Origin of the sequence: Streptomyces sp. NPDC008317, assembly GCF_042955955.1 — a bacterium.
In the GTDB taxonomy this organism is placed as follows: domain Bacteria; phylum Actinomycetota; class Actinomycetes; order Streptomycetales; family Streptomycetaceae; genus Actinacidiphila.
Map to the genome: position 1 here is coordinate 358,288 of NZ_JBIBFQ010000008.1, position 21,717 is coordinate 380,004.

Consider the following 21,717-nt stretch of genomic DNA (forward strand, 5'->3'; position numbering starts at 1 on the left):
CGGGTTCGGCCGCGGCCCCGAGTCGCGGGGCCCGGCACGTCACCCCGCCGCGGTCCGCAGCGCCGCCTCCAGCCGCGGTCCCGTGTACTGCCTCACCCATGCCAGATGCTCGCCCCCGGTCCCTCGCGGCACCACCTCGACGAGCATGATCAGGAAGAGGTAGCAGCGGTACAGCGCGATCCGCCGCCGGGCCGCCGCGTCGAAGTCCGTACGCCCGCCGCCCGCGCCGTATCCGGCGAGGAAGGCGGAGTCGCGCTCGATGTCGTCGCGCCCGATCGACAGCGACGCGAAGTCCGCCAGCGGGTCGCCCCAGAACATCCGCTCGCCGTCGATGAGACCGCTGACCGTACGGGCGCCCGCGGGACCGTGGAGCAGGATGTTGCCCGGCCACAGGTCGAAGTGGACCAGCGCGGGCTCGGTGACCTCGTCGAGCACGGGCGCTGCCGTCGCCAGCGCGGCGCGGATCTCGGCGACCGGGAGCGGCAGCCAGGGTCCGTACCGCTCCGCGTCGGCCAGGACGGCGTCGGTCATGGCCGTGAAGGCGGGCCGCCAGCGGGAGTCGAGCGGGGCGAGGGTCTGCGCCGGGTAGCCGAAGGCCGGTCCGCGCACCGAGTGCAGCCGGGCCAGCAGGCCGCCGGTCTCCCGCCACAGCCGCGCGCTCTCGGCCGCGCCGACGCCCTCCGCGGCCTCTCCCGCCGCCGACCAGGTGACACCGGGGCAGTGCGTCATCAGCAGGAAGGGAGCGGCCTGTTCGCTCCCGTCGTCGTACTCGGCGTGCACCACGCGCGGCGCGGGCACCCCCGCCGTGGCGGCGCCCTCGTAGAACCGGGCCTCGCCGCGCAGCAGTTCGCGTTCGTAGCCGAGCTTCGGGACCCGCGACGGCGGCGGGACCTTGAGCACGAGGACGGCGCCGTCGGTGAGTTCGACGCGGTGCATCGCGTTGTACGTGCCGCCCTGGAGCGGCGCGTGTCCGGCGATCCCGGCCGCCGGGATTCCGGCGCGCTCCAGCGCTCCGGCCACCGTGTCGTCCCGCGTCAGCGGTGCCATCCGCCCCTCCCCGTGGTCGCCTTCCGTGGGGCCGAACCCTACGCGGTCGCCAGTCCCCAGCCGAGCGCGCCCACGGCGGCGGCCGCGTAGGCCCACACGGCGGCGAGCACGATCCGCCGCCGGACGGACTCCGACCAGGGCGTACGGGCCAACAGCCAGGCCAGCGCGGGGAGTACGAGGACCGCGTGCAGGCTCACTGCGTGCAGCGGCTTGAGGGCGCCGGTCGAGTGGTACGCGGCCTGCTGGTCGCCGGTCCTGGTGTCGACGACCCCGCGGGCGATCATCGCGGCGCCCGAGAGCAGGCCGACTAGCAGCAGCGCGAATCCGGCGCGCAGCGCGAGCGGCATTCCGGTGGGTCCGGCGGGCCGGGCGCGGAAGGCGGCGACCGCGAAGGCGGTGAGGACCACGACGAGCAGCGCGCCGCCGACGGCCAGCGACATGGCGACGGCGGCGTTCACCGGCGTCTCCACGTTGAAGTGCGAGGGCACGTGCCGCCACGCCTGCACGGTGATCCCCGCGACCTCCAGGACGCAGTCGGCCGCGAAGAGGGCGAGCAGCGTGGAGCGGGTCCGCTCGCCGATCCGCACGTACGAGGTCACCCGGGCGAGCGCGATCAGGGTCAGGCCGAAGGACACCCCGAAGGTGAAGGGCTTGCGCCAGGAGACCGGGCCGTCCCACGGCCCGCCGTCCACCGCGAAGACTCCCAGGTGGAACAGGCCCGACACGATGAGCGCGGCGCCGACCGCGTACGCCGCCCGCTCGGCGCCGCGCACGGGGAGGCGGGCGGGCGGCGGGACGACTGCTGCTGCCGTGGCGGACATGGCGCGGGACTCCTGACCGAGGGGGCCCCGGCGGCGCTCCCGGCCGGGGAGTCCCGGACGCGGCGCGGCCGGGACGCGCTCACGGTAGGCGGCGGGCGGGGCGCGCCGCGTCGTCGCGCGGGAGGCGGTCGCGCTGCTCCCGGTGGAGTACGCGCCCGCCTTCAGGACCCCGCACCGCTGATCGGCCGTCAGAAGGGTCCGGCGGTCGGGTGGTTCCGGGCGTGCCGCGATTGGGCTGGTCGCAGAACGGTCATAGCATATGAAAATATGCTTAAAAGTCTCCCCGGGTCGCGCAGGCGACAGGGGCGGCAGGAGCGAGGGCGAGGAGTGTCATGACCCAGCAGACGGGCGGCCGGATCGCGGAACCGCGCGACGGCGCCGACTCCGCGGAAGCGGCGGACGGCGGCGGACGCACGCGCCGCAGACGACTGCTGCCGTGGAAGCACAAACGGGATCTGACCCCGGCGCAGCTCCGCCGCCGCCGACTGGTCACCCGCGGCACGCTCGGCGTCTGCGTGGTGTGCGTCGGCACCGTGGGCTGGTCGGTCGGCCAGGCGCTGACCTACCCCGGCAAGGACAGCAACGTGGCCAGGCTCGCCGAGTGGGCCCGCGACCACGAGCTGGGCTTCGTGGTCAACAAGCTGGAGGACGTCCAGTACAAGATGGACCCGCCGAAGGTCGGCGGCTCGCTGTCGGCCGACGCGCTGGCCCGGATGAAGGCCACCGCGCCCGCCACCACCGCCGCGGGCACCGCGCCGGAGGGAGCGCCCGCGGCCCCCGCGGCGCCGGTCATCCCGCTGCGCGCCCCGATGCGCCCGCTGGTCGCCCCCGGCCTGCCGGGCGAGGGCGTCTTCCGCACCCTGTCCAGCGCCCACGGCCAGCCGATCGTCCAGGGGACGTACGTCAGGCCGGACGGCGACCACACCTCGTACGAGGCGGCCGTCGCCTGGATCAGCGGCAAGCACGCGCGCTTCCAGCTCCACCCCGGATTCCGCGAGCCCGGCGGCACCTTCTCCGTACCGCCCAACATCCCCAAGGGACAGCGCACCGGTCTGGTCGCCACCTGGAACGGCGGCTTCCGGGTCACCGACGGCGGCTCGCGCGGCGGCTTCTACCTCAACGGACAGACGGCGGGCGACCTGCGCGACGGCACCGCGTCCGAGGTCTTCTACAAGGACGGCTCGATCCGCATCGGGGTCTGGGGCCGCGATGTGCACATGACCAAGGACGTCGTCGGCGTACGCCAGTGCCTGGAGCTGATGGTCGACGACGGCCGGGTGGTGTCCGACATCGGCGACGACTCCAAGTGGGGTGTCACCGACCAGAGCAAGATGTTCGTCGAGCGCTCGGGCGTCGGCATCACCGCGCAGGGCGACATCATCATGGTGGTCGGCCAGGCCCTGTCCGCGCGGACCCTCGCCGAACTGATGCAACACGCCGGGGCGGTCCGCGCCATGCCGCTGGACATGAACCGCGCGTGGCCGTCCTTCATGTCCTACGACAGCGGCAAGAATCCGGCGGACCCGAAACCCACCAACATCCTCGACTTCGAGGACCCGCCGGACCGCTACTACACCCAGGCCACCCGCGACTTCGTGGCCGTCTACGCCCGCTGACCGTACGCAAGGCGGCGGCCCGTCGGCACGGCCCGCGCGGCCGGGTACGGCGCTACGCCATCTGGTCGGCCGCCGCCGCCTCGGTGAAGGCGCGGATCCTGGCGGTGGCGCGGGACGCCCGCCACACCGGACCCCAGTCCAGCGGCGGCGTGTCGTGGAAGGGGACGTAGACGACGTCGGGGCGGGCGGGGAACCGGGTGGCGTGCGCGCCCACCGGGAAGACCCCCTGGCCCGCCCCGACCAGGGTCAGCACCTCCTGGAAGGTCGCCGCCGAGCGGCCGACCGGGATCGCCAGGCCCGCCGGGGTCTGCTGCGGCGTCCCCGGCTCGCGCCAGTAGTCGGGCAGCGAGCACGGCGCTTGCAGCACCTCGGTGCGCGCCAGATCCTCCACCGAGACCGTGCCGCGCTGGGCGAACGGATGCGTGGCGGGGACCGCCAGCATGCGCGGCTCCGACAGCAGCACGGGACCGTTGGCCAGATCCGGGCCCGACAGCGGCAGGCAGGCGATCAGCACCTCCAGCGCGTCGGCGCGCAGCCGTTCCAGCGCCTCGGTCATCTGGACCTCGCGGATCTCCACCTCGCAGCCCGGATGCCGGGTACGGAACCGCTCGGTCGCCCTGACCAGCAGCTGACTCGCCGCCGCGCCCACGAAGCCCACCCGCAGCAGCCCGGTCACCCCGCGCCCCTCGGCCACGGCCGTCGCCAGCGCCGCCTCCAGCCGCTCGAACGCGGGCCGCAGGTCGTCGTGGAGGCGCCGCCCGATCGGGGTCAGCACCACGCTGCGGCTGGTGCGCTCGAACAGCGGCGCCCCGACACGGCGTTCGAGCTTGCTGATCACCTGGCTGACCCGGGCCGTGGTCACCCGCAGCCGCATGGCGGTCCGCCCGAAGTGCAGCTCCTCGGCGAGGGTCAGGAACGTCTCCATCTCGTACCGCTCCATGCAGGCCCCCTTCCTGGTGCCGTCGAGGCATGTGTGAGCGCGCTGTTAAATCGTACTTAACGATCATTCCATGAAGTGGAGTTGATCCTCCCGCCCGCGTCAGGGAAGTCGGTTGACACCGGCCGCCCGCGCTGCCTAGCGTCGTGCCCGTATGTGACTGCTATTCAGATGAAAGAACGCCTCGGAGTGAGGCGGAGAGCGGGGACCGTGGCAGAGCAGCAGCAGCGTCGCGTGGTGGTGTCGGGCGGCGGGACCGGAATCGGACGGGCCACCGCGGCGGCCTTCGCCGCCGACGGCGACCGGGTGACCGTCCTCGGCCGCCGCGAGGGCGTCCTGCGCGCCGCCGCCGAGGAACTGAACGAGGAGTACGGCAAGGGGCGCGTCGACCTCTTCGCCGCCGACCTCACCGAGCCGGAACAGGTGCGCGCGGCAGCCGCGTTCATCACCGCCGAGGGCCCCGTGGACGTCATCGTCACCAACGCGGGCGGCAACGCCGCCTTCGACGACGACGGCACCCTGGAGGGCATCGCCGACGGCTACCGGCGCAACTTCGCCGCCAACGTCCTGACGGCCGTCCTGCTCACCGAGGCGCTGCTGCCGTCCGTACGGCGGCCCGGCGGGCGGATCGTCCACCTGTCCTCGATCGCGGCGGTACGCGGCCCCGGCTCGTACGGCGGCGCGAAGGCGGCCGTGCACGCCTACACCTTCGAACTCGCCCAGCGGCTCGGCAAGGACGGCATCACCGTCAACGCGGTGGCGCCCGGCTTCGTCGGCGACACCGAGTTCTTCGGCGACCGCGGCACCCCGGGGTTCATCGCCTCCCGCGTCGCCCAGACGCTGACCGGCAACCCCGGCAGGCCCAGCGAGATCGCCGCCGCGATCAAGCACCTGGCCGCGCCCGAGGCCGCGTACACCACGGGACAGATCCTGCACGTCAACGGCGGTGCGATGCTGGGCCGTTGACCGCTCGGACGCGCCCGGGCGGTCACGCGGCCGAGCGGACGCCCCCGCCGCGTCGAGCCGGGTGTCCGCGCTGTCCAGGATGCGGCGGGCGGTGTCCGCGTGCCCACGACGGTCTGGTCGAGCGCCGCCGGCAGCATCCCCGGCATGATCGTGCCGAACACGATGTTGCGCTGACGCACACTCGGAGCGGGCGGCGCCGCCTCCTCGGTCACGGGACCGGTCTCACCGACGGCAGTCGCACCAGCACCAGCACCCTCACGCTGCGCCCCGCACCCCGCACGCGCAGCCGTCCGCCCAGGTGCGCGGGAAACCAGGGGTGACGGGAGCGGACCACGTCGTAGGCTCGGAGGCATGGCTGGTGACGAGGGGAAGCCCGCGGGCGGCGGGAGCGTGCGGGTGGACAGTTGGATCTGGTGCGTACGGCTGACCAAGACGCGCTCGATCGCCGCCGCGGCGTGCAGGGCCGGACACGTCCGGGTGAACGGCGAGCGCGTGAAGCCCGCCCAGGCCGTACGCGTCGGCGACGAGGTACGGCTGCACCACGCGGGCCGCGAGCGGATCGTGGTCGTCTCCAAGGTGCTGAGCAAGCGGGTCGGCGCGCCCGCGGCGGCCGAGTGCTTCGTGGACAACAGCCCGCCGCCGCCCCCGCGCGAGGACGTCCTGGCGCTGGGCCTGCGCGACCGCGGCACCGGACGGCCGACCAAGCGCGACCGGCGCGAGCTGGAACGGCTGCTGCACGGCAGCGCGCGGCCCGGCGACGGCGGCCGGCCCGGCGGGAGCCCGCGTCCGCGCGGCTGCGCCCGGCGTCCCGAGGACGGCTGAGGGTGGGCGGGGTCCTGCGGACGGCTGAGGGTGGGCGGCGTCCCGAGGACGGCTGAGCGGCGCCCGTGTGACCCGCGAGTCCTGCGTTGGACCCTGGCTGATGGCTCAGAGCGTCTGAGCGCACTGAGCGGTGCTGGGCGGCTGAGGACCCCGGCGGGACCGGCCGTACGCCGGATCAGTACGACTGGAGTTCCAGGAGGTTGCCGTCCGGGTCGCGCAGATGCGCGGTCCGCATCGACGGGCCCCACTCGGGGCGGTCGGCCGGGGGAGCGACCGGCCGTCCGCCGTGCCGCAGGCACAGCTCGTACCCGGCGGTGACGTCCGGCACCCGGCTGACCAGCACGGCCCGGTCCCGGGCGGGCGGCGGGTCGGCGGGCAGGCCGGTGCCGCCCGTCACCTCGGCCATCGCGGCCCGGTCGAAGAGGGAGAGGACGCCCTCGGCGCCGACGTCCCAGCTCGCGTAGGGGCCGCTCTCGCCGCCGCGGGTCAGCGCGGCGCCGACGAGACCGGGGAGCACGGCGTCGTAGAAGCGGAAGGTGTCGGCGAACCGGCCGACGAGCAGGCGCGGGTGGAGCGCGTCCATCGGGAGACCTCACTCGGTGCGTACGGGATGATGAGTGACGGGATCATAGGTGCTTACCCATCATTGGTGTCAGCCTACAATGAGGTCCATGAACGGAACACCGCCCACCCTCGCCGCCCTCACGACGTATCTGCTGTCGAAGACCGGCAAGGCCGCGCGCGGCAGGCTGGCCGCCGAACTGTCCGACGAGGGCCTGCGGCTGTGGCACATGGCGGTGCTCGCCGCGCTCGCCGACTTCGGCCCGCAGGTGCAGCGGGAGCTGGCAGGGCGGCTGGGCGTCGACCCCAGCGACATGGTGAAGGTCGTCGACGAACTGGCCGCGTCCGGCTGCGTCGAGCGCGCCCGCGACACGGCCGACCGCCGCCGGGTCCGCGTCGCCCTCACCCCGGCGGGCCGCGACCGCCTCGCGGCGCTCACCGCCCGCGCCGAGGCCGTACAGGACGACGTGCTTGCCCCGCTCGACGCGCGCGAACGGGCCCAATTGCACGCCCTGTTGCTGCGGGTGCACGACGGGCTGCCCGCCGGGGGACGGTGAGACCACGGCAACGGCGGGGCTGGGGAGTGCCGGGAGCGGCCCTCGCCCCCGTAAACTTGCGGTGCTAGTTTACGGGGGCGGTACGTACCCACACCCGGGGCCGCCCGACCCGCACCATCGGGTCCCGCCAGGAGGAGCACGCGATGCGACCTGTCCACTTCGCCGCCGCCCGCCGCACCCCCATCGGGAAGCTGCGGGGAGCGCTCTCCACGGTCCGCCCCGACGACCTGGCGGCGACCGTGCTGCGCGGTCTGCTGGACGGCGTGCCCGCGCTCGACCCCGCCAGGATCGACGACGTCTATTGGGGCGCGGCGAATCAGTCGGGCGAGGACAACCGCAATGTGGCGCGGATGGCCGTGCTGCTCGCGGGCCTGCCGGACAGCGTGCCCGGCGCCACCGTCAACCGGCTCTGCGCGTCCGGGCTCGAAGCCGTCACCGCCGCCGCCCGCATGATCGCGGCGGGCGAGGCCGACATCGTGGTCGCGGGCGGCTCCGAGTCGATGAGCCGCGCCCCCTTCGTCCTGCCCCGCCCCGACGACGCGCTGCCGCACGCGATGCCGACGTACGACACCCGGCTCGGCTGGCGGCTCACCAACGACCGGATGCGCGAACTGCACGGCGTGCTGGCGATGGGGGAGACGGCGGAGGAGGTCGCCACGCGGTACGGCGTCAGCCGCGCCGACCAGGACGCCTTCGCGCTGCGCAGCCACCGCAATGCCGCCGCGGCCCGTGGGAAGGGCCTCTTCGACGCCGAGATCCTGCCCGTCACCCGGCCCGACGGCGTGGTCGTCACGCGGGACGAGTGCATCCGCGAGGACACCACGGCCGAGCGGCTGGCCGCGCTCAAGCCGGTCTTCCGCAAGGACGGCACCGGGACGGTCACCGCGGGCAACGCCTCGCCGATGAACGACGGCGCCGCCGGGCTGCTGCTGGTCAGCGAGGAGGCGCTGCGCGACCTCGGACTCGAATCCCTCGGCCGGTACGCGGCCGGGGCCAGCGCCGGAGTGCACCCGGACGTCATGGGCGTCGGGCCGGTCCCGGCGACCCGGCGCGTGCTCGCCCGGCTCGGCAGGACCGTCGACAGCGTCGAGGAGGCCGAGTTCAACGAGGCGTTCGCCGCCCAGGCGCTGGCCTCCGTGCGCGAACTCGGCGTCGACCCCGAACTGGTGAACCCCGACGGCGGCGCCATCGCCCTCGGCCACCCGCTCGGCTGCTCGGGCGCCCGTATCCTCACCACCTTGCTCCACCGGATGAACCGCACCGGCGCCCACCGGGGCCTGGCCACCATGTGCGTCGGGGTCGGCCAGGGCACGGCGGTGCTGGTCGACCGCGACTGAGCGGTGACTGAGCCGCGACTGAGCGGTGACGGACGCGCGACGGACGCGCGCTCGATCCGTGTCGGTGCGACGGTGCCGCCGCCCGGGCGAAACGGCGGCGAGGGTGACGGGAACCACCTCCGTGACACCCGCCCGCGGACCCGAAAGCCCGGTGCCGTCCGCCGCCGTCTGGGACAATCGATCGCGTGCCTACACCACTTAGCGGACGAGTTGACGCACGTTGACCGGCCCCGACAGCGGGGCGCAGCTACTCGCGATCAGTGACCTGCACGTCGGTTACGCGGCCAACCGCCTCATCGTGGAGCAGTTGCGGCCGGGGACGGACGAGGACTGGCTGATCGTCGCCGGAGACGTCGCCGAGAACTCCGAGGACATCATCTGGGCGCTGAGCACGCTCAAGCAGCACTTCTCCACCGTCATCTGGCTGCCGGGCAACCACGAGCTGTGGACCCCGCCGGACGACCCGGTGCAACTGCGCGGCGAGGCCCGTTACCGCCACCTGGTCGAGGAGATCCGCCGCCTCGGCGTCATCACGCCCGAGGACCCGTACCTCTTGTGGGAGGGCGAGCGGGGGCCGGTCGCGGTCGTGCCGATGTTCCTGCTGTACGACTACACGTGGCGCGACGGCACGCCCGGTGCCACCACCAAGGAAGAGGCGCTGGCGCACTCGCGGGACCTCGGCGTGATCTGCAACGACGAGCGGTTCCTGCACCCCGACCCGCTGCCGGGCCTCGACGACTGGTGCCGGGTCCGCGTGGCCGAGACCGAGGCGCGCCTGGAGGCGCTGGACCCGGCGCTGCCGACGGTGCTGGCCAACCACTTCCCGCTGCACCGCGACCCGACGCGCATCCTGCGCTACCCGTCGTTCGCGCTGTGGTGCGGCACCGAGCGCACCGAGCAGTGGCACACCCGCTTCCGGGCCGCCGAGGTCGTCTACGGGCATCTGCACATCCCGCGCGTGATGTGGCGCGACGGCGTCCGCTTCACCGAGGTCTCGCTCGGCTACCCGCGCGAGTGGGGGCGCCGCGACACCGGGCCCGCGGGGCCGCGGCGGATACTCGCCGGACGTCAGGGCGTCCGCCGGTGATCGAGCACCTGCTGCCCGCCGCCGTCCGCTCACGGGCCGTGTACGGCGCGGAACTCGACAGTGCGCCGCTCTTCCCCGAGGAGGCCGCGGCCGTCGCCAAGGCGGTCGCCAAGCGCCGCGCCGAGTACGCGGCGGGCCGCGCCTGCGCCCGCGCCGCGCTGGCCGGGCTCGGGATCGCGCCGGGGCCGATCCCGCGCGACCCCGACCGGGGCGCGCCGGTCTGGCCGGTCGGCGTCGTCGGCAGCATCACCCACTGCGACGGCTACCGTGCCGCGGCGGTCGCCCGTACCTCCGACGTCCACACCCTCGGCATCGACGCGGAGCCGCACGGACCGCTGCCCGAGGGGGTGCTCAAGGTCGTCACCGCCACCGACGCGGAGGCCGCCGCGCTGGAGCGGCTGGGCGAGGAAGCACCCGAAATCCACTGGGACCGGCTGCTGTTCAGCGCCAAGGAGACCGTCTACAAGGCGTGGTATCCCTTCCACCGCAAGATGCTCGGCTTCGAGGAGGCCGAACTCCTCTTCACCCGCGACCCCGACGCCCCCGACCGCGGCGGCTACACCGCCCGCCTCCTGATCCCCGGCCCCCTCCTCGCCGAGAACATCGGCCCCGACATCTTCACCGGCCGCTGGACCACCCGCAACGGCCTCGTCACCACGGCGATCGTCGTCCCCAACCCAACCGCTACGCCTGCCGCTTGACCCCCGCGACACCCCGGCCCCAGCACCTCGCGCACCGGACCCGTGCGCGGCCTGGCGGCCCAGCCCGGAATTCCGCCAAGGCGCCCCGTCCGCCGAGCCAGCGCCGGAACCCCGCCGACCCCCCGCCCCGATCCGCCCAACGGCCTCCGCCGCCAGGTGGCCAAGTCCGGGCAGACGCTCAACGGGCTGCGCCGTCAGGCGCCCTGCGGCGGAGTGCCGGTACCGAGCGCCGGTGGGCGTTCAACGGGCTGCGCCGTCGGGCGGAATCGTGGCGGGCGCGGGCGCCGTCCGCTGCGGGGGGTGGGGGCGGGGGCGCTTGATGACCTCCGCCGTCAGGCGGATTCGCGGGGGATCAGGGTTGTTTTGAAGATCGCTGAGCGGGTCTGCTGAGCGGGGTCGTCGATGAGGGCCATCAGGAGCTTCGCCATTTCCGCCGCCATGTCCTCCACCGGCTGGCGGATGGTGGTGAGCAGGGGGCGGGAGGACAGGGCGGCGCTGCTGTCGTCGAAGCCGATGACGGCCACGTCGTCGGGCACGCGGCGGCCGTGGTCGCGCAGGACGAGAAGGGCGCCCTGGGCCATGAGGTCGTTGGCGACGAACACACCGTCGGTGTCGGGCTGTTCGGACAGCAACTGCTTCATCGCCCGCTCGCCGCCCTCCTGCGTGAAGCTGCCCTCGACGCTGGGGACGTACGCGTAGCCGTGCTCGGCCATCGCCTCGCGGAAGCCCGCGAGGCGGTCCTGGCCCGCGGGGGAGTCGGCCGGGCCCGCGATGGTGGTGATCCGGCGGCAGCCGCGGGCCAGCAGGTGCTCGGCGGCGAGCTTCGCGCCCGCCTGCTGCGCGACGTCCACGAAGCTGATCGGGATCGGCGTGGCCGGCCGGGCGAACAGCACGGTCGGCAGCCCGGCCTCGGTGAGCAGGGACGGCAGCGGGTCGCCCGGCGCGATCGACACCAGCACCACGCCGTCGATGTGCTCCTGCCGCAGATTCGGCACCAGCGAGCGCCGCGCCTTCTCGGAGTCGGCGAGCATCAGCAAGGGGTGCACGCCGCGCGGGCGCAGCACCGTGAGCAGGCCGCCCACTATCCGGCCGAAGAACGGGTCGCTGAAGACCTGCCCGAGGAAGGGGTCGTCGGCCGCGTGGTGGTCGGGCACGGAGAAGACCAGCGCGACCGAGTCCGTACGCCGGGTGACCAGCGACCTGGCCGCGCGATTGGGGATGTACCCGGTCGCCTCGACCGCCTCCTGGACGACCTTCTGGATCTCCGGATCGACATTGCGCGTCCCGTTGACCACACGGGACACCGTCGCCCGCGACACCCCGGCGGACCGCGCGACGTCTTCCAGTGTGGGCAGGCGGGGCCCGGCAGGACGGCTGCTCGTCATGGTCCAGTTATACCACGCACGGAGAGCGCTCTCCCTAAGTCCTGGTCGGACAACACGCAGATGGGGCGGGGTACGGCAGCCCCCCACAGGCCCGCCGCGCCCCGCCCCGGTCTCAACCGCGCGCCCCGGTCACCCGGGTCACGCGTACACCCCGAACTCGTACAGCGAGTACCCGTAGGCCGTGCCGCGCTGCGTCAGATTCAGCCGCACATAGCGGCCGGACCCGTTGACGTCGAACGTCTCCACGCCGCCGGTCGCGGTGGTCGTGCTGTAGATGTCCGTCCACGTGTTGCCGTCGTTGGACACCTGCACCTGGTACGACTTCCCGTAGGCGGACTCCCAGCCGAGCTGGATGTGCTTGATCGCGGTGGTCTGCCCGAGGTCGACCCGCAGCCACTGCGCGTCGGTCCAGTCGGTCGCCCACCGGGTGTCCCAGCGCCCGTCCGTGGTGTTCGACGGCGGGAACGGCGCCCCGTTGCCGGTCTGCTGGTACGAGGACGCGGTCGTCGGCTTGCCGAGCGCCACGTTCGTACCGCCGACCGTCGGCGCCACCACGCGGAACGACTTGGTCTCGATACCGACGTTCCCGTGCCCGTCGAAGGCGTACACGTACACCTTCCACACCCCGAGCGTCTTGGGCGCGGTCACCGTGAACCTGCCGTCGCCGGTCTGCGTGAACGTGACCTGTTGCAGACCGGTCCCGCTGTCCACGTACTTGGTGGAGTACATGAGCTGATACCGGATCAGATCGCCGTCCGGATCGGTCGCCGACGCCGAGACGTCGAAGGTGCCGCCTGCCGGGACGGAACCGCTGTTGCCGACCGTCATCGAGCTGATCACCGGCGGGGTGTTGGCCTGCGGCGTGCCGCCGTAGTCCTTCGCCACCGAGTAGTACATCATCCGGTTCCAGCTCGCCGGGCGGACGTTGAACCACACGCCGCCGAAGTCGTTCTCGTTGCCGTAGTGGAAGATCGTGGCGCCGAGTGCCACCCCGGTGTGGCCCGAGATGCAGTTCCACGCGGACAGGTACGCGTCCCGCTTCTGGATGTCCGTCGGCTCGGTGGGCACCCCGTTCGCGTCGTTCGGGACCTCCCACTCGCCGGCCTCGCCGGTCTCGGTGACGATGTACGGCTTGGTGTAACCGCCGTTGATCCAGTCCTGCTTCACATTGCAGACCGCGCCGTAGGAGTTGACCGCGTAGAGGTCGAGCGACGGCGTGTACTGCTTGTAGTACGGCCACGCGCCGGTCCACGCGTCCGTCGACGTCACCGGGTGGTTCGGGTCGATCGCGTGGATCGCCTGCGTCACCTGCTCGACGAACTTCGCGTAGGCGATGCGCTGTTGCTCGATCGCGGCGCCCGAGTAGTGGTCCTGCGTGGTGAGGATGACCTCGTTGCCGACGTCCCACATCAGCACGCCCGGGTGGTTCTTGTACGTCGTCACCCAGTTCTTGATGTCGTTGAGCGTGTTGGTCTTGTACGCCGTGTCGTTGACGTAGTCCGCGCCCTGGTTGAGCCAGAAGCCGTTGACCACCTTCAGACCGAACTGCGCGGCGGCGTCCAGCAGCGGCTTGGTGCCCGCGTCGGTGCCCCAGGTGCGCACGGTGTTGACGCCCATCGCCTTCAGGTCACGCATGTGCGCGTTCGCCGTGTCGTTGGACGGACCCCAGGTCATGCCCTTGACGGTGTACGGCGCCCCGTTGACGGTCAGCTTCCAGTTGCCCTGGCCGCCCGTGACGTGCACGTCGCTGGCGCCGGTCGGCACCGGGGGGTCGGTGAGCGGGGTCGGCACGGTGCCCGCGGCGATCTGGGAGACCGTCACGTTGTCGATGCTCAGCGCGCCGCCGGAGGAGGTGTCGGCGGCCGGAGAGGTGCAGCCGCAGACGGAGTTGGGGTAGGAGCCGCCGATCCGGAGGCTGAAGTCCACGAAGACGCCGTGGTGCACGGCCGCCTCCCAGGTCGCGACGCCGACCTGCGACTCGCTGACCTGCCAGATCTGCTTGCCGTCGAGGTAGTAGCGGATCTGCTCGTCGGACTTCGTGCGGTCGATGATCTCGGAGTACGTGTGGTAGCCGGTCTGGCAGCCGGAGCAGGTGGCCAGACCGCTGGTCTTGCCGTTGTACTCGTCGCAGTTGCCGCCGGGCGCGGTGCCGCAGTGCAGCGTCGCCGAGAGCTGCGAGCGGCCGTTGACGTTCTCCATGATGTCGCTCTCGCCGACGGCCGGCCACGCGCCGGGGTTGCCCCGGAAGGCGGCGCCCATCGCGCGGAAGGACGGCCAGTAGCCCAGCGCCTTGGCCGGATCCGGCTGCTTGAGCGTGGCGGAGATCTGGAGCTGGCCGCCCGCGGGCGCCGCGAAGTCGGTCCGCTTGGACTCGATCCGGCCGGACGTCCAGGCCGTACCCGACTTCAGGGCCGTCAGGTTGAGGTGGCCGTTGCCGTCGAGGCCCACGTTCGCGGGGGAGTTGGTGGCGGTGTCGACCTCGCCGGTGCCCCAGTTGGCGGGGCCGCCGGGGTAGGCGGTGCCGGTGTCCGTGATCCAGTTGGCGGCGCTGGGCGAGGTGCCCGCCGCGCCGGTGAAGTCGTCGCTCCACACCGTGGTCCAGTTGCCGGGCGGCGGCGTGCCCGTACCGCCGTTGTCACCGCCGGTCGTACCGCCCGTGCCGCCGGAGCCCGCGGTGCCGTACACCTGGAACTCCCACAGCGAGTAGCCGTAGCCGTTGTTGCGCACGGTGCCGTTGATCCGGACGTACCGGCCGGTGCCGCTGACCGTGAGGGTCTGGGTGCCGCCGGTGCCGGTGGTCGTGGAGTAGATCGTCGTCCAGCCGCCGGTGCCGGTGTCGGAGACCTGGATCTGGTACGCCGTCGCGTAGTTCTCCCAGTTCAGCACGACCTTGCTGACGGTGGAGGTGGCGCCGAGGTCGACCTGGAGCCACTGCGGGTCGCTCCAGGCGCTGGCCCAGCGGGTGCCGGCGTCGCCGTCGACCGCGGCGGAGGCCGGGTAACCGGCGCCCTCGGTGCTGGACGCGGTGGCGGGCTTGCCCTGCGAGAGCAGGGTGTCGGCGGCGTGCGCGGCCGTGGTGGGGACGGCGAGCGCGTACAGCGCGAGGCCCATGGCGAGGAGCACCAGAAGGGCCGCGCGCGGCGACGGTGGAAGGGATCTGAACCGGGCGGTCGGTGAGTGTGAGGCTCTCATGCCGATTCTCCTGCGGGGGGAGGTGAGGGAGGGAGGGTGCGGCTCTCCGGGACGGCGGGTTCCGGGGCATGGAGCATTCGGGAGAGCGCTCTCTCAGTGGGCAGATGGTTGCGTCCCCGTTTCCGGGGTGTCAAGGCATCGGACACGAGATGACGACATGTCCCGATCGTTATGGCCTCTAACATCCTGAATCGGCAGGTCTGTTCACCGTCGGAACGTGCGTATCCGGTGCGGATCGGAGTACCGGGTCTTGACACACGCCCGTGCGGGGCGTGAATGTACCGGCATTGGGAGAGCGCTCTCCAAGCGTTCTTTTCCTGCCTGCCCCGGGGTCCCTCCGGCCGCCCCGCCCGTCCGCCCAGAGACCGAGAAATCCGAGGAAGTCCCCATGAGCGACACAGGAAACAGACGCAGGACGTGGCTCGCGGGAGGGGGCGCCGTACTGGCCGCCGCGCTCCTGGCCACCGGCTGCGGAAGCGACTCGACGTCCAAGTCCGGTTCCGGCGACGACGCCAACGCCAAGACCACGCTCACCGTGAACCTGTTCTCGGACTTCGGCTACAAGGACCTCTACGCCCAGTACCACAAGCTCCACCCGAACATCACGATCAAGGAGAACCGCGCCGACCTGGGCGCCCACCACCAGAACCTGCACGCGCACCTGGTCGCGGGCAGCGGCACCGCCGACATCGAGGCGATCGAGATCGGCCAGGTCGCGGGCTTCCAGTCAGAGGCGAGCAAATTCGTCAACTTCCTGGACGAGGGCGTCGACAAGAACCAGTGGGTGCCGTCCAAGACCGCCCCCGCCTCCAGCCGGGACGGCTCCTCGCTCTTCGGCCTCGGCACCGACATGGGCGGCATGGCGCTCTGCTACCGCGCCGACCTCTTCCAGAAGGCCGGGCTGCCCACCGACCGGCAGGCCGTCTCCTCGCTGGTGTCGAGCTGGGACTCCTACTTCTCCACCGGCAAGCAGTTCCTCGCCAAGAGCCCGGACAAGAAGGTCAAGTGGTTCGACGCGGGCAGCAATGTCTTCTCCGCGATGACCGCCCAGGCGCCGCAGGCGTTCTACGACGCGGACGGCAAGGTCGTCGCCGCGTCCAACCCGGCGGTCAAGCAGGCGTTCGACACGGTCGCGGGCGCCATCAAGGACGGTGAGTCGGCCGGTATCGCCGCCTTCACTCCCGCCTGGGACACCGGCTTCCGCAAGAGCCAGTTCGCCACCGTGACCTGCCCGGCCTGGATGAGCTACGAGTTCAAGGCCAACCCGCCCGCCGACGGCGGCAAGTGGGACATCGCCACCATCCCCGGCGGCGGCGGCAACTGGGGCGGCTCCTATCTGACGGTGCCCAAGCAGGGCAAGCACACCAAGGCCGCCGTCGAGCTGGCCAAGTGGCTCACCGCGCCCACCCAGGAAGCCTGGCTCTTCAAGAACAAGGGCTTCTTCCCCTCCGACCAGGCGCTGTGGACCTCGCCCGACATCGCGAACCTCACCGACCCGATGTTCAACGGCGCGCCCACCGGCAAGATCTTCTCCGACTCCGCGAAGAACCTGAAGCCGCAGCCGCTCGGCCCGCACGGCGCCGACATCGGCAACATCTACGGCAACGCCCTGGTCTCGGTCGAACAGGGCAAGGCGAGCGTGGACAAGGCGTGGAGCAACGCCAACGCCGAGATCAAGAACATCGGCGAGTAGTGCCCGGCCGGCGGGCACGGGTGCCGGGCGCCGCTCGCGCCGCCCATGACCCGCCGGTCCCGGCACCACCCTTCCGACGTCCCGGAGCCGGGCCCCGAGCCCGGACTCCCGGACCGAAGTGGCCGCCGGATCGCGGCGGGCGGCCACCGGATCCCGCCGTCCGCGCGGACCGCTGTCCCGAGCGGGCCGCGCGGACGGTGGGGCACGACGGGAGCCGGCCCCGAACGTGAGGTCCTCAGATCCTCCGGGTTCCTGACCGCCCCGAGGTTCCCGTTCCGGGCCGCTCGCGCCACTCGACGGGCCGGCGGGGGTTGCGCACCCTTCCCACTCCCCGCCCACCGCGTACCCCCCGCCGGCCACCAACCAGGAGCAGATGCATGGCCGTCTCGACCGGCACCCCGCCCGCCGCCTCGCAGGACAATCCCTCGCCCGGAAAGACGGCGCCCGACTTCGCCCCCGCCAAGGGGGCCCGCTGGCACCGGGCCGAGCGGCGCCTGTCGCCGTACTTCTACATCTCGCCGTTCTTCCTCGTCTTCGGCGTCTTCGGCCTGTTCCCGCTGCTCTACACGGCGTATGTGTCGCTCACCGCCTGGCGGGCCGACACCGACGGCAGCAGGCACACCTTCGTCGGCCTCGACAACTACCGCACCCTGCTGCACGACCAGTTCTTCTGGAACGCGCTGCGCAACACCCTCGGCATCGGCGTGCTCTCCACCGTCCCGCAACTGCTGCTCGCGCTGGGCCTGGCCCACCTGCTCAACTACCGCCTGCGGGGCCGCACTTTCATCCGGATGGGCGTGCTGCTGCCCAACGTCACCTCGGTCGCGGCCGTCACGATCATCTTCGTCCAGCTCTTCGGCCGCGACTTCGGCCTGGTCAACTGGTTCCTCGGCCTCTTCGGCGTCCCGCACACCGACTGGCAGGCGGGCACCTGGTCCTCCTGGATCGGCATCTCCACCATCGTCACCTGGCGCTGGACCGGCTACAACGCGCTGATCTACCTCGCCGCGATGCAGGCCGTCCCCTTCGAGCTGTACGAGGCCGCCGCGATCGACGGGGCCAGCCGGTGGCGGCAGTTCAGGTCCATCACCATCCCGGTGCTGCGCCCCACCATCTTGTTCACCGTCATCACCTCGACCATCGGCGCGCTCCAGATGTTCGGCGAGCCACTGCTGTTCAGCGCCAGCCAGACCCCGATGGCGGGCGGCTCGCAGCACCAGTTCCAGACGATGGCGCTGTACTCGTACGACCAGTTCTGGGGGAAGTTCAAATACGGCTACGGCGCCGCGATCTCCTGGGCGATGTTCCTGGTCATCGTCGTGATCGTCGCCGTCAACTTCCTTCTGGCCCGCCGCATGAAGGGAGTCGAGGCCGCATGACCACCCTGCCGCTCACCAAGCGCCCCCGCCGCCGATCCGGCCGGGACCGTCAGCTCTCGGCCGGCAAGGGCGTCTACGTCGCGCTCGCCGTCGTCGTCGGACTCTCGGTCTTCCCGCTGTACTGGACGCTGGTCGCCGCCTCGCGGGACAACGCCGCGCTCAGCCAGGTGCCGCCCGCGCTGCTGCCCGGCAGCCACCTCCTGTCCAACCTGCGCCGGGCGTTCGACCAGGCCGACATGCAACTGGCCCTGGTCAACTCGCTGATCGTGGCCGGCACGGTCACCGTCTCGGTGGTGCTGACCTCCACGCTCGCCGGATTCGCCTTCGCCAAGCTGCGGTTCCCCGGCCGGAGCCCGCTGCTGGGCTCCGTGGTGGCGACGATGATGGTCCCCACCCAGCTCGGCATCATCCCGCTCTACATCATGATGGCGAACTGGCTGCACTGGGCGAACCACCTCCAGGCGCTCATCGTGCCCGCCGCCGCCAACGCCTTCGGCGTGTTCTTCATGCGGCAGTACCTGGTCACGGCCATCCCCGACGAACTGCTCGACGCGGGCCGGATGGACGGCTGCACGACCCGGGGCCTGTACTGGCACATCGCACTGCCCGCCGCCCGCCCGGCGATGGCGGTGCTCGGCATGCTCACCTTCATGGCCAGTTGGAACGACTTCTACTGGCCCAAGGTGGTCATGACCCAGCAGAACCCCACGGTGCAGCTCTCGCTGTCCGAACTGGCCAGCGGCTACATCCAGGACTACTCCCTGGTGCTCACCGGGGCGCTCGTCTCCAGCCTGCCGATCATCGCGGTCTTCCTGCTGATGGGCCGTCAAATCCTGGACGGCATCATGCAGGGGGCCATGAAGGGATGACCATGATCACTCCCGAGTCCGAGTCCCTGCCCCTTCCCGGGCCCGCGACGCTGTCCGATCCCGCGTCGGGGAACGGGTCGGGGCCCGCGCCGGGGTCCGCGTCACAGCCCGCGTCGGAGGCGGAACCCGCCCCGTCCGACGCGGAGTTGGACGCGCTCGTCGCCAAGCTCGACCTCCCCGCCAAGGTCCGGCTGCTCTCCGGCGCCAGTTCCTTCAGGACGCAGGGCGAACCGGCCGTCGGCCTGCGGGAGATGGGCGTGTCCGACGGGCCCGCGGGCGTACGCGGCGAGCGCTGGGACGAACGCGACACCGCGCTCGTCCTGCCGTCGCCGACCGCGCTCGCGGCGAGCTGGGACGAGGAACTCGTCGCCGAACTGGGCGGTCTGCTCGCCGCGGAGGCCCGCCGCAAGCGGATCGACATCATGCTCGCCCCCACCCTCAACCTGCACAGGACCCCGGCGGCCGGACGGCACTTCGAGTGCTACTCCGAGGACCCGCTGCTCACCGGACGCACGGCCGCCGCGTACATCCGCGGCGTCCAGGCCGGCGGCGTCGCGGCCACCGCCAAGCACTATGTGGCGAACGACTCGGAGACCGAACGTCTGACGCTGGACGCCCGCGTCGACGAACGCACCCTGCGCGAGGTGTACATGGCGCCCTTCGAGGCCGCGGTGCGCGCGGGCGTGTGGGTGGTGATGTCCGCGTACAACGCGGTCAACGGCATCACCATGTCCGAGAGCCCGCTGCTGGCCGAACCGCTCAAGGGCACCTGGGGCTTCGACGGGGTCGTGGTCTCCGACTGGGGCGCGGTCCGGTCCACCGAGGAGTCGGCGCTCGCCCCGCAGGACCTCGCGATGCCGGGGCCGCACCCGCTGTGGGGCGAGCCGCTGGTGGCGGCGGTCCGCGAGGGCAGGGTGCCCGAGACGGTGATCGACGACAAGGTCCGCCGATTCCTGCGGCTCGCCGCACGGGTCGGTGCGCTGGAGGGCTTCCAGGGGACCTTGTCACCCCTGGAAGCCCACGGCGAAACACGAGCGACCCCTCTGGCGACCGCCGCGCCGGTCGTGTCCGACGACGCCCGCGCCCTGCTGCGCCGCGCGGTCGCCGCCGCGAGCGTCCTGCTGCGCAACGAGGGCGGGCTGCTGCCGCTCGACCCGGCCCCCGGACGAGGGACCGGCCAGGACGGTCCGGACGGCGGGCCGCCGCGGATCGCCGTACTCGGCCCGAACGCCGCCGCCGCGCGCGTCCAGGGCGGCGGCAGCGCGGGCGTCTTCCCGATCGAGGTCGTCTCGCCGCTCGACGGCATCAGGGACGCGGTCGGCGACAGCGCCGAGGTCGTGCACGCCGAGGGCGTCGTCCTCACCACCCGCCCGACCCCGCTGCACAGCGGCAACTCCCGCGACCCGCGCAGCGGCGCACCCGGCGTCCTGGTCCGCTACCTCGCCGCCGACGGCGCCGAGATCCACGCCGAGCACCGGCTCAGCGGCCGGATCCTGGAGTCGGGCGACGCGCCGGAACTCGCCGCCACCGCGGTGGCCGTCGAGGTCAGCGCCCTGGTCACACCGGATGTCACGGGGGAGTGGCGGTTCGCCGTCGTCGGCCTCGGCGCGGTCACACTGCGGGCGGACGGCGAGACGCTGATCGACACCTATGTGCGGCCCGAATCGCGGGACCCCACATATGTCCATGTCACACCGTCCTTCCGGGTGGCGTCCCGGCAGGTGACGGCGGGCGGTGAACTGCTGCTGGTCGCCACCCGCCATTGGGAGGCGGACGACGGCTTCGCGGTCGCGCTGGCCGCCGACCCGCCGCGCCGCGACGAGGACGAGTCGATCGCCGAGGCCGTGGCGCTGGCCCGCGACGCGGACGTGGCCGTCGTGGTCGTCGGCACCACCGACGAGATCGAGAGCGAGGGCTTCGACCGTACGTCGCTCGCGCTCCCCGGCCGCCAGGACGAACTCGTCGCCGCGGTCGCCGCCGCCAACCCCCGTACCGTGGTGATCGTCAACTCCGGCGGACCGGTCGAACTGCCCTGGCGGGAGAGCGTCCCCGCGGTGCTGCTGAGCTGGTTCCCCGGCCAGGAGGCCGGACACGGCCTGGCCGACGTACTGTTCGGCCACGCCGAGCCCGGCGGGCGGCTGCCCACCACCTGGGCCGGACTCGCCGAGGGCGCGCCCCTGCCGTCCACCACTCCCGCAGACGGTGTGCTGCCGTACGAGGAAGGGCCGTATATCGGCCATCGTGCGTGGCGCAGGGCGGGCGCGGAACCCGCGTACTGGTTCGGTCACGGGCTCGGCTACACCACCTGGGACTACCGGCTGCTGGACGTGCCCGAGGCGGCGGAGGAGACCTCGGGCCACGGCGAATCCGCAGGTGAGGACGGGGAACGGGACATCGTGGTACGGGTCGCGCTGCGCAACACCGGGGCGCGTGCCGGCCGCGAGGTCGTCCAGGTCTACCTCGGCACCGGGCCCGACGGCGACTATGACAACGGTGGACCGCGACTGGCCGGATTTACCGCGGTCCGGGCCGAGCCCGGTGAGGATGTCGTGGCGGAAGTTCACGTGGCAGCACGGTCGTTCCAGCGGTGGTCACCCGCGGAAGGACGCTGGCGGAGCCGCCCGGCCCCGTACACGCTGTACGCCGGGCCCACGGCCGCCCGGCTGCCGCTCTCCGCGCCACTGGCGTTCTGAGAGAACGCACCGAGACCGGGGCGCCCCCCTCACCTGACAGTCGGGGGCGTCCCC

Annotated in this window: 17 protein-coding genes; 11 read left to right on the forward strand and 6 right to left on the reverse strand. The window is 72.5% G+C overall.

Translation table 11 applies throughout. The features are described 5' to 3' along the window. Positions 1 to 39: 39 nt before the first annotated feature. Positions 40 to 1,047, reverse strand: coding sequence for a phosphotransferase (locus ACFY9V_RS26130; RefSeq protein WP_355341729.1), 1,008 nt, complete (start codon positions 1,045 to 1,047; stop codon positions 40 to 42). 38 nt (positions 1,048 to 1,085) lie between these two features. Next, positions 1,086 to 1,868, reverse strand: a complete 783-nt coding sequence (locus ACFY9V_RS26135; RefSeq protein ID WP_391163182.1) for a hypothetical protein — start codon at positions 1,866 to 1,868, stop codon at positions 1,086 to 1,088. 332 nt (positions 1,869 to 2,200) lie between these two features. Between ACFY9V_RS26135 and ACFY9V_RS26140 the strand changes: the two genes are divergently transcribed. Next, positions 2,201 to 3,484: a phosphodiester glycosidase family protein gene (locus ACFY9V_RS26140; protein ID WP_391163184.1), complete on the forward strand. Its 1,284-nt coding sequence runs from the start codon at positions 2,201 to 2,203 to the stop codon at positions 3,482 to 3,484. A gap of 52 nt (positions 3,485 to 3,536) precedes the next feature. Here ACFY9V_RS26140 and ACFY9V_RS26145 read toward each other — a convergent pair whose 3' ends face one another. Next, the gene (locus tag ACFY9V_RS26145) at positions 3,537 to 4,424 is read right to left on the reverse strand and encodes a LysR family transcriptional regulator (protein ID WP_355341738.1); all 888 of its coding nucleotides are present in this window, start codon (positions 4,422 to 4,424) and stop codon (positions 3,537 to 3,539) included. Between the two features lie 207 nt (positions 4,425 to 4,631). Here ACFY9V_RS26145 and ACFY9V_RS26150 point away from each other — a divergent pair, with 207 nt between their 5' ends. Together ACFY9V_RS26150 and ACFY9V_RS26155 are read left to right on the forward strand one after the other, a co-directional pair. After that, positions 4,632 to 5,387: an SDR family oxidoreductase gene (locus ACFY9V_RS26150; protein ID WP_391045812.1), complete on the forward strand. Its 756-nt coding sequence runs from the start codon at positions 4,632 to 4,634 to the stop codon at positions 5,385 to 5,387. A gap of 351 nt (positions 5,388 to 5,738) precedes the next feature. Then, positions 5,739 to 6,209, forward strand: coding sequence for a S4 domain-containing protein (locus tag ACFY9V_RS26155; RefSeq protein WP_391163187.1), 471 nt, complete (start codon positions 5,739 to 5,741; stop codon positions 6,207 to 6,209). A 175-nt stretch (positions 6,210 to 6,384) separates the two neighbouring features. Here ACFY9V_RS26155 and ACFY9V_RS26160 read toward each other — a convergent pair whose 3' ends face one another. Next, on the reverse strand, positions 6,385 to 6,792 hold the full coding sequence (locus ACFY9V_RS26160; RefSeq protein WP_355341747.1) for a VOC family protein: 408 nt from the start codon (positions 6,790 to 6,792) through the stop codon (positions 6,385 to 6,387). Positions 6,793 to 6,880: 88 nt separating this feature from the next. On the opposite strand from ACFY9V_RS26160, the gene ACFY9V_RS26165 reads away from it, so the two are divergent. The 4 genes from ACFY9V_RS26165 (at position 6,881) to ACFY9V_RS26180 (ending at position 10,452) form a co-directional block, all read left to right on the forward strand. After that, a complete protein-coding gene (locus ACFY9V_RS26165) occupies positions 6,881 to 7,327 on the forward strand; it encodes a MarR family transcriptional regulator (RefSeq protein ID WP_391163189.1) in 447 nt (148 codons plus the stop codon). A 143-nt stretch (positions 7,328 to 7,470) separates the two neighbouring features. Then, positions 7,471 to 8,664: an acetyl-CoA C-acyltransferase gene (locus ACFY9V_RS26170; protein WP_391163190.1), complete on the forward strand. Its 1,194-nt coding sequence runs from the start codon at positions 7,471 to 7,473 to the stop codon at positions 8,662 to 8,664. 220 nt (positions 8,665 to 8,884) lie between these two features. Further along, positions 8,885 to 9,751, forward strand: a complete 867-nt coding sequence (locus ACFY9V_RS26175; RefSeq protein ID WP_391163192.1) for a metallophosphoesterase — start codon at positions 8,885 to 8,887, stop codon at positions 9,749 to 9,751. After that, the gene (locus ACFY9V_RS26180) at positions 9,748 to 10,452 is read left to right on the forward strand and encodes a 4'-phosphopantetheinyl transferase superfamily protein (protein WP_391163193.1); all 705 of its coding nucleotides are present in this window, start codon (positions 9,748 to 9,750) and stop codon (positions 10,450 to 10,452) included. The genes ACFY9V_RS26175 and ACFY9V_RS26180 overlap by 4 nt, the downstream gene beginning before the upstream one ends. 332 nt (positions 10,453 to 10,784) lie before the next feature. On the opposite strand, the gene ACFY9V_RS26185 is transcribed toward ACFY9V_RS26180, so the two are convergent. Then, positions 10,785 to 11,837, reverse strand: coding sequence for a substrate-binding domain-containing protein (locus tag ACFY9V_RS26185; RefSeq protein ID WP_391045798.1), 1,053 nt, complete (start codon positions 11,835 to 11,837; stop codon positions 10,785 to 10,787). 138 nt (positions 11,838 to 11,975) lie between these two features. Next, a complete protein-coding gene (locus tag ACFY9V_RS26190) occupies positions 11,976 to 15,029 on the reverse strand; it encodes a discoidin domain-containing protein (protein ID WP_391163194.1) in 3,054 nt (1,017 codons plus the stop codon). A 388-nt stretch (positions 15,030 to 15,417) separates the two neighbouring features. Here ACFY9V_RS26190 and ACFY9V_RS26195 point away from each other — a divergent pair, with 388 nt between their 5' ends. The 4 genes from ACFY9V_RS26195 to ACFY9V_RS26210 all read left to right on the forward strand — a co-directional run bounded on the left by ACFY9V_RS26195 (position 15,418) and on the right by ACFY9V_RS26210 (position 21,663). Next, positions 15,418 to 16,722 (forward strand): extracellular solute-binding protein, encoded by a 1,305-nt coding sequence (locus ACFY9V_RS26195; protein ID WP_391163195.1) that lies wholly within the window; start codon positions 15,418 to 15,420, stop codon positions 16,720 to 16,722. Between the two features lie 377 nt (positions 16,723 to 17,099). Next, on the forward strand, positions 17,100 to 18,101 hold the full coding sequence (locus tag ACFY9V_RS26200; protein WP_355346817.1) for a sugar ABC transporter permease: 1,002 nt from the start codon (positions 17,100 to 17,102) through the stop codon (positions 18,099 to 18,101). Then, positions 18,098 to 18,970 (forward strand): carbohydrate ABC transporter permease, encoded by an 873-nt coding sequence (locus ACFY9V_RS26205; protein ID WP_188285249.1) that lies wholly within the window; start codon positions 18,098 to 18,100, stop codon positions 18,968 to 18,970. Before ACFY9V_RS26200 ends, ACFY9V_RS26205 begins: the two co-directional genes overlap by 4 nt. Before the next feature lie 2 nt (positions 18,971 to 18,972). Beyond that, positions 18,973 to 21,663 (forward strand): glycoside hydrolase family 3 C-terminal domain-containing protein, encoded by a 2,691-nt coding sequence (locus ACFY9V_RS26210; RefSeq protein WP_391163196.1) that lies wholly within the window; start codon positions 18,973 to 18,975, stop codon positions 21,661 to 21,663. Positions 21,664 to 21,717: the final 54 nt, after the last annotated feature.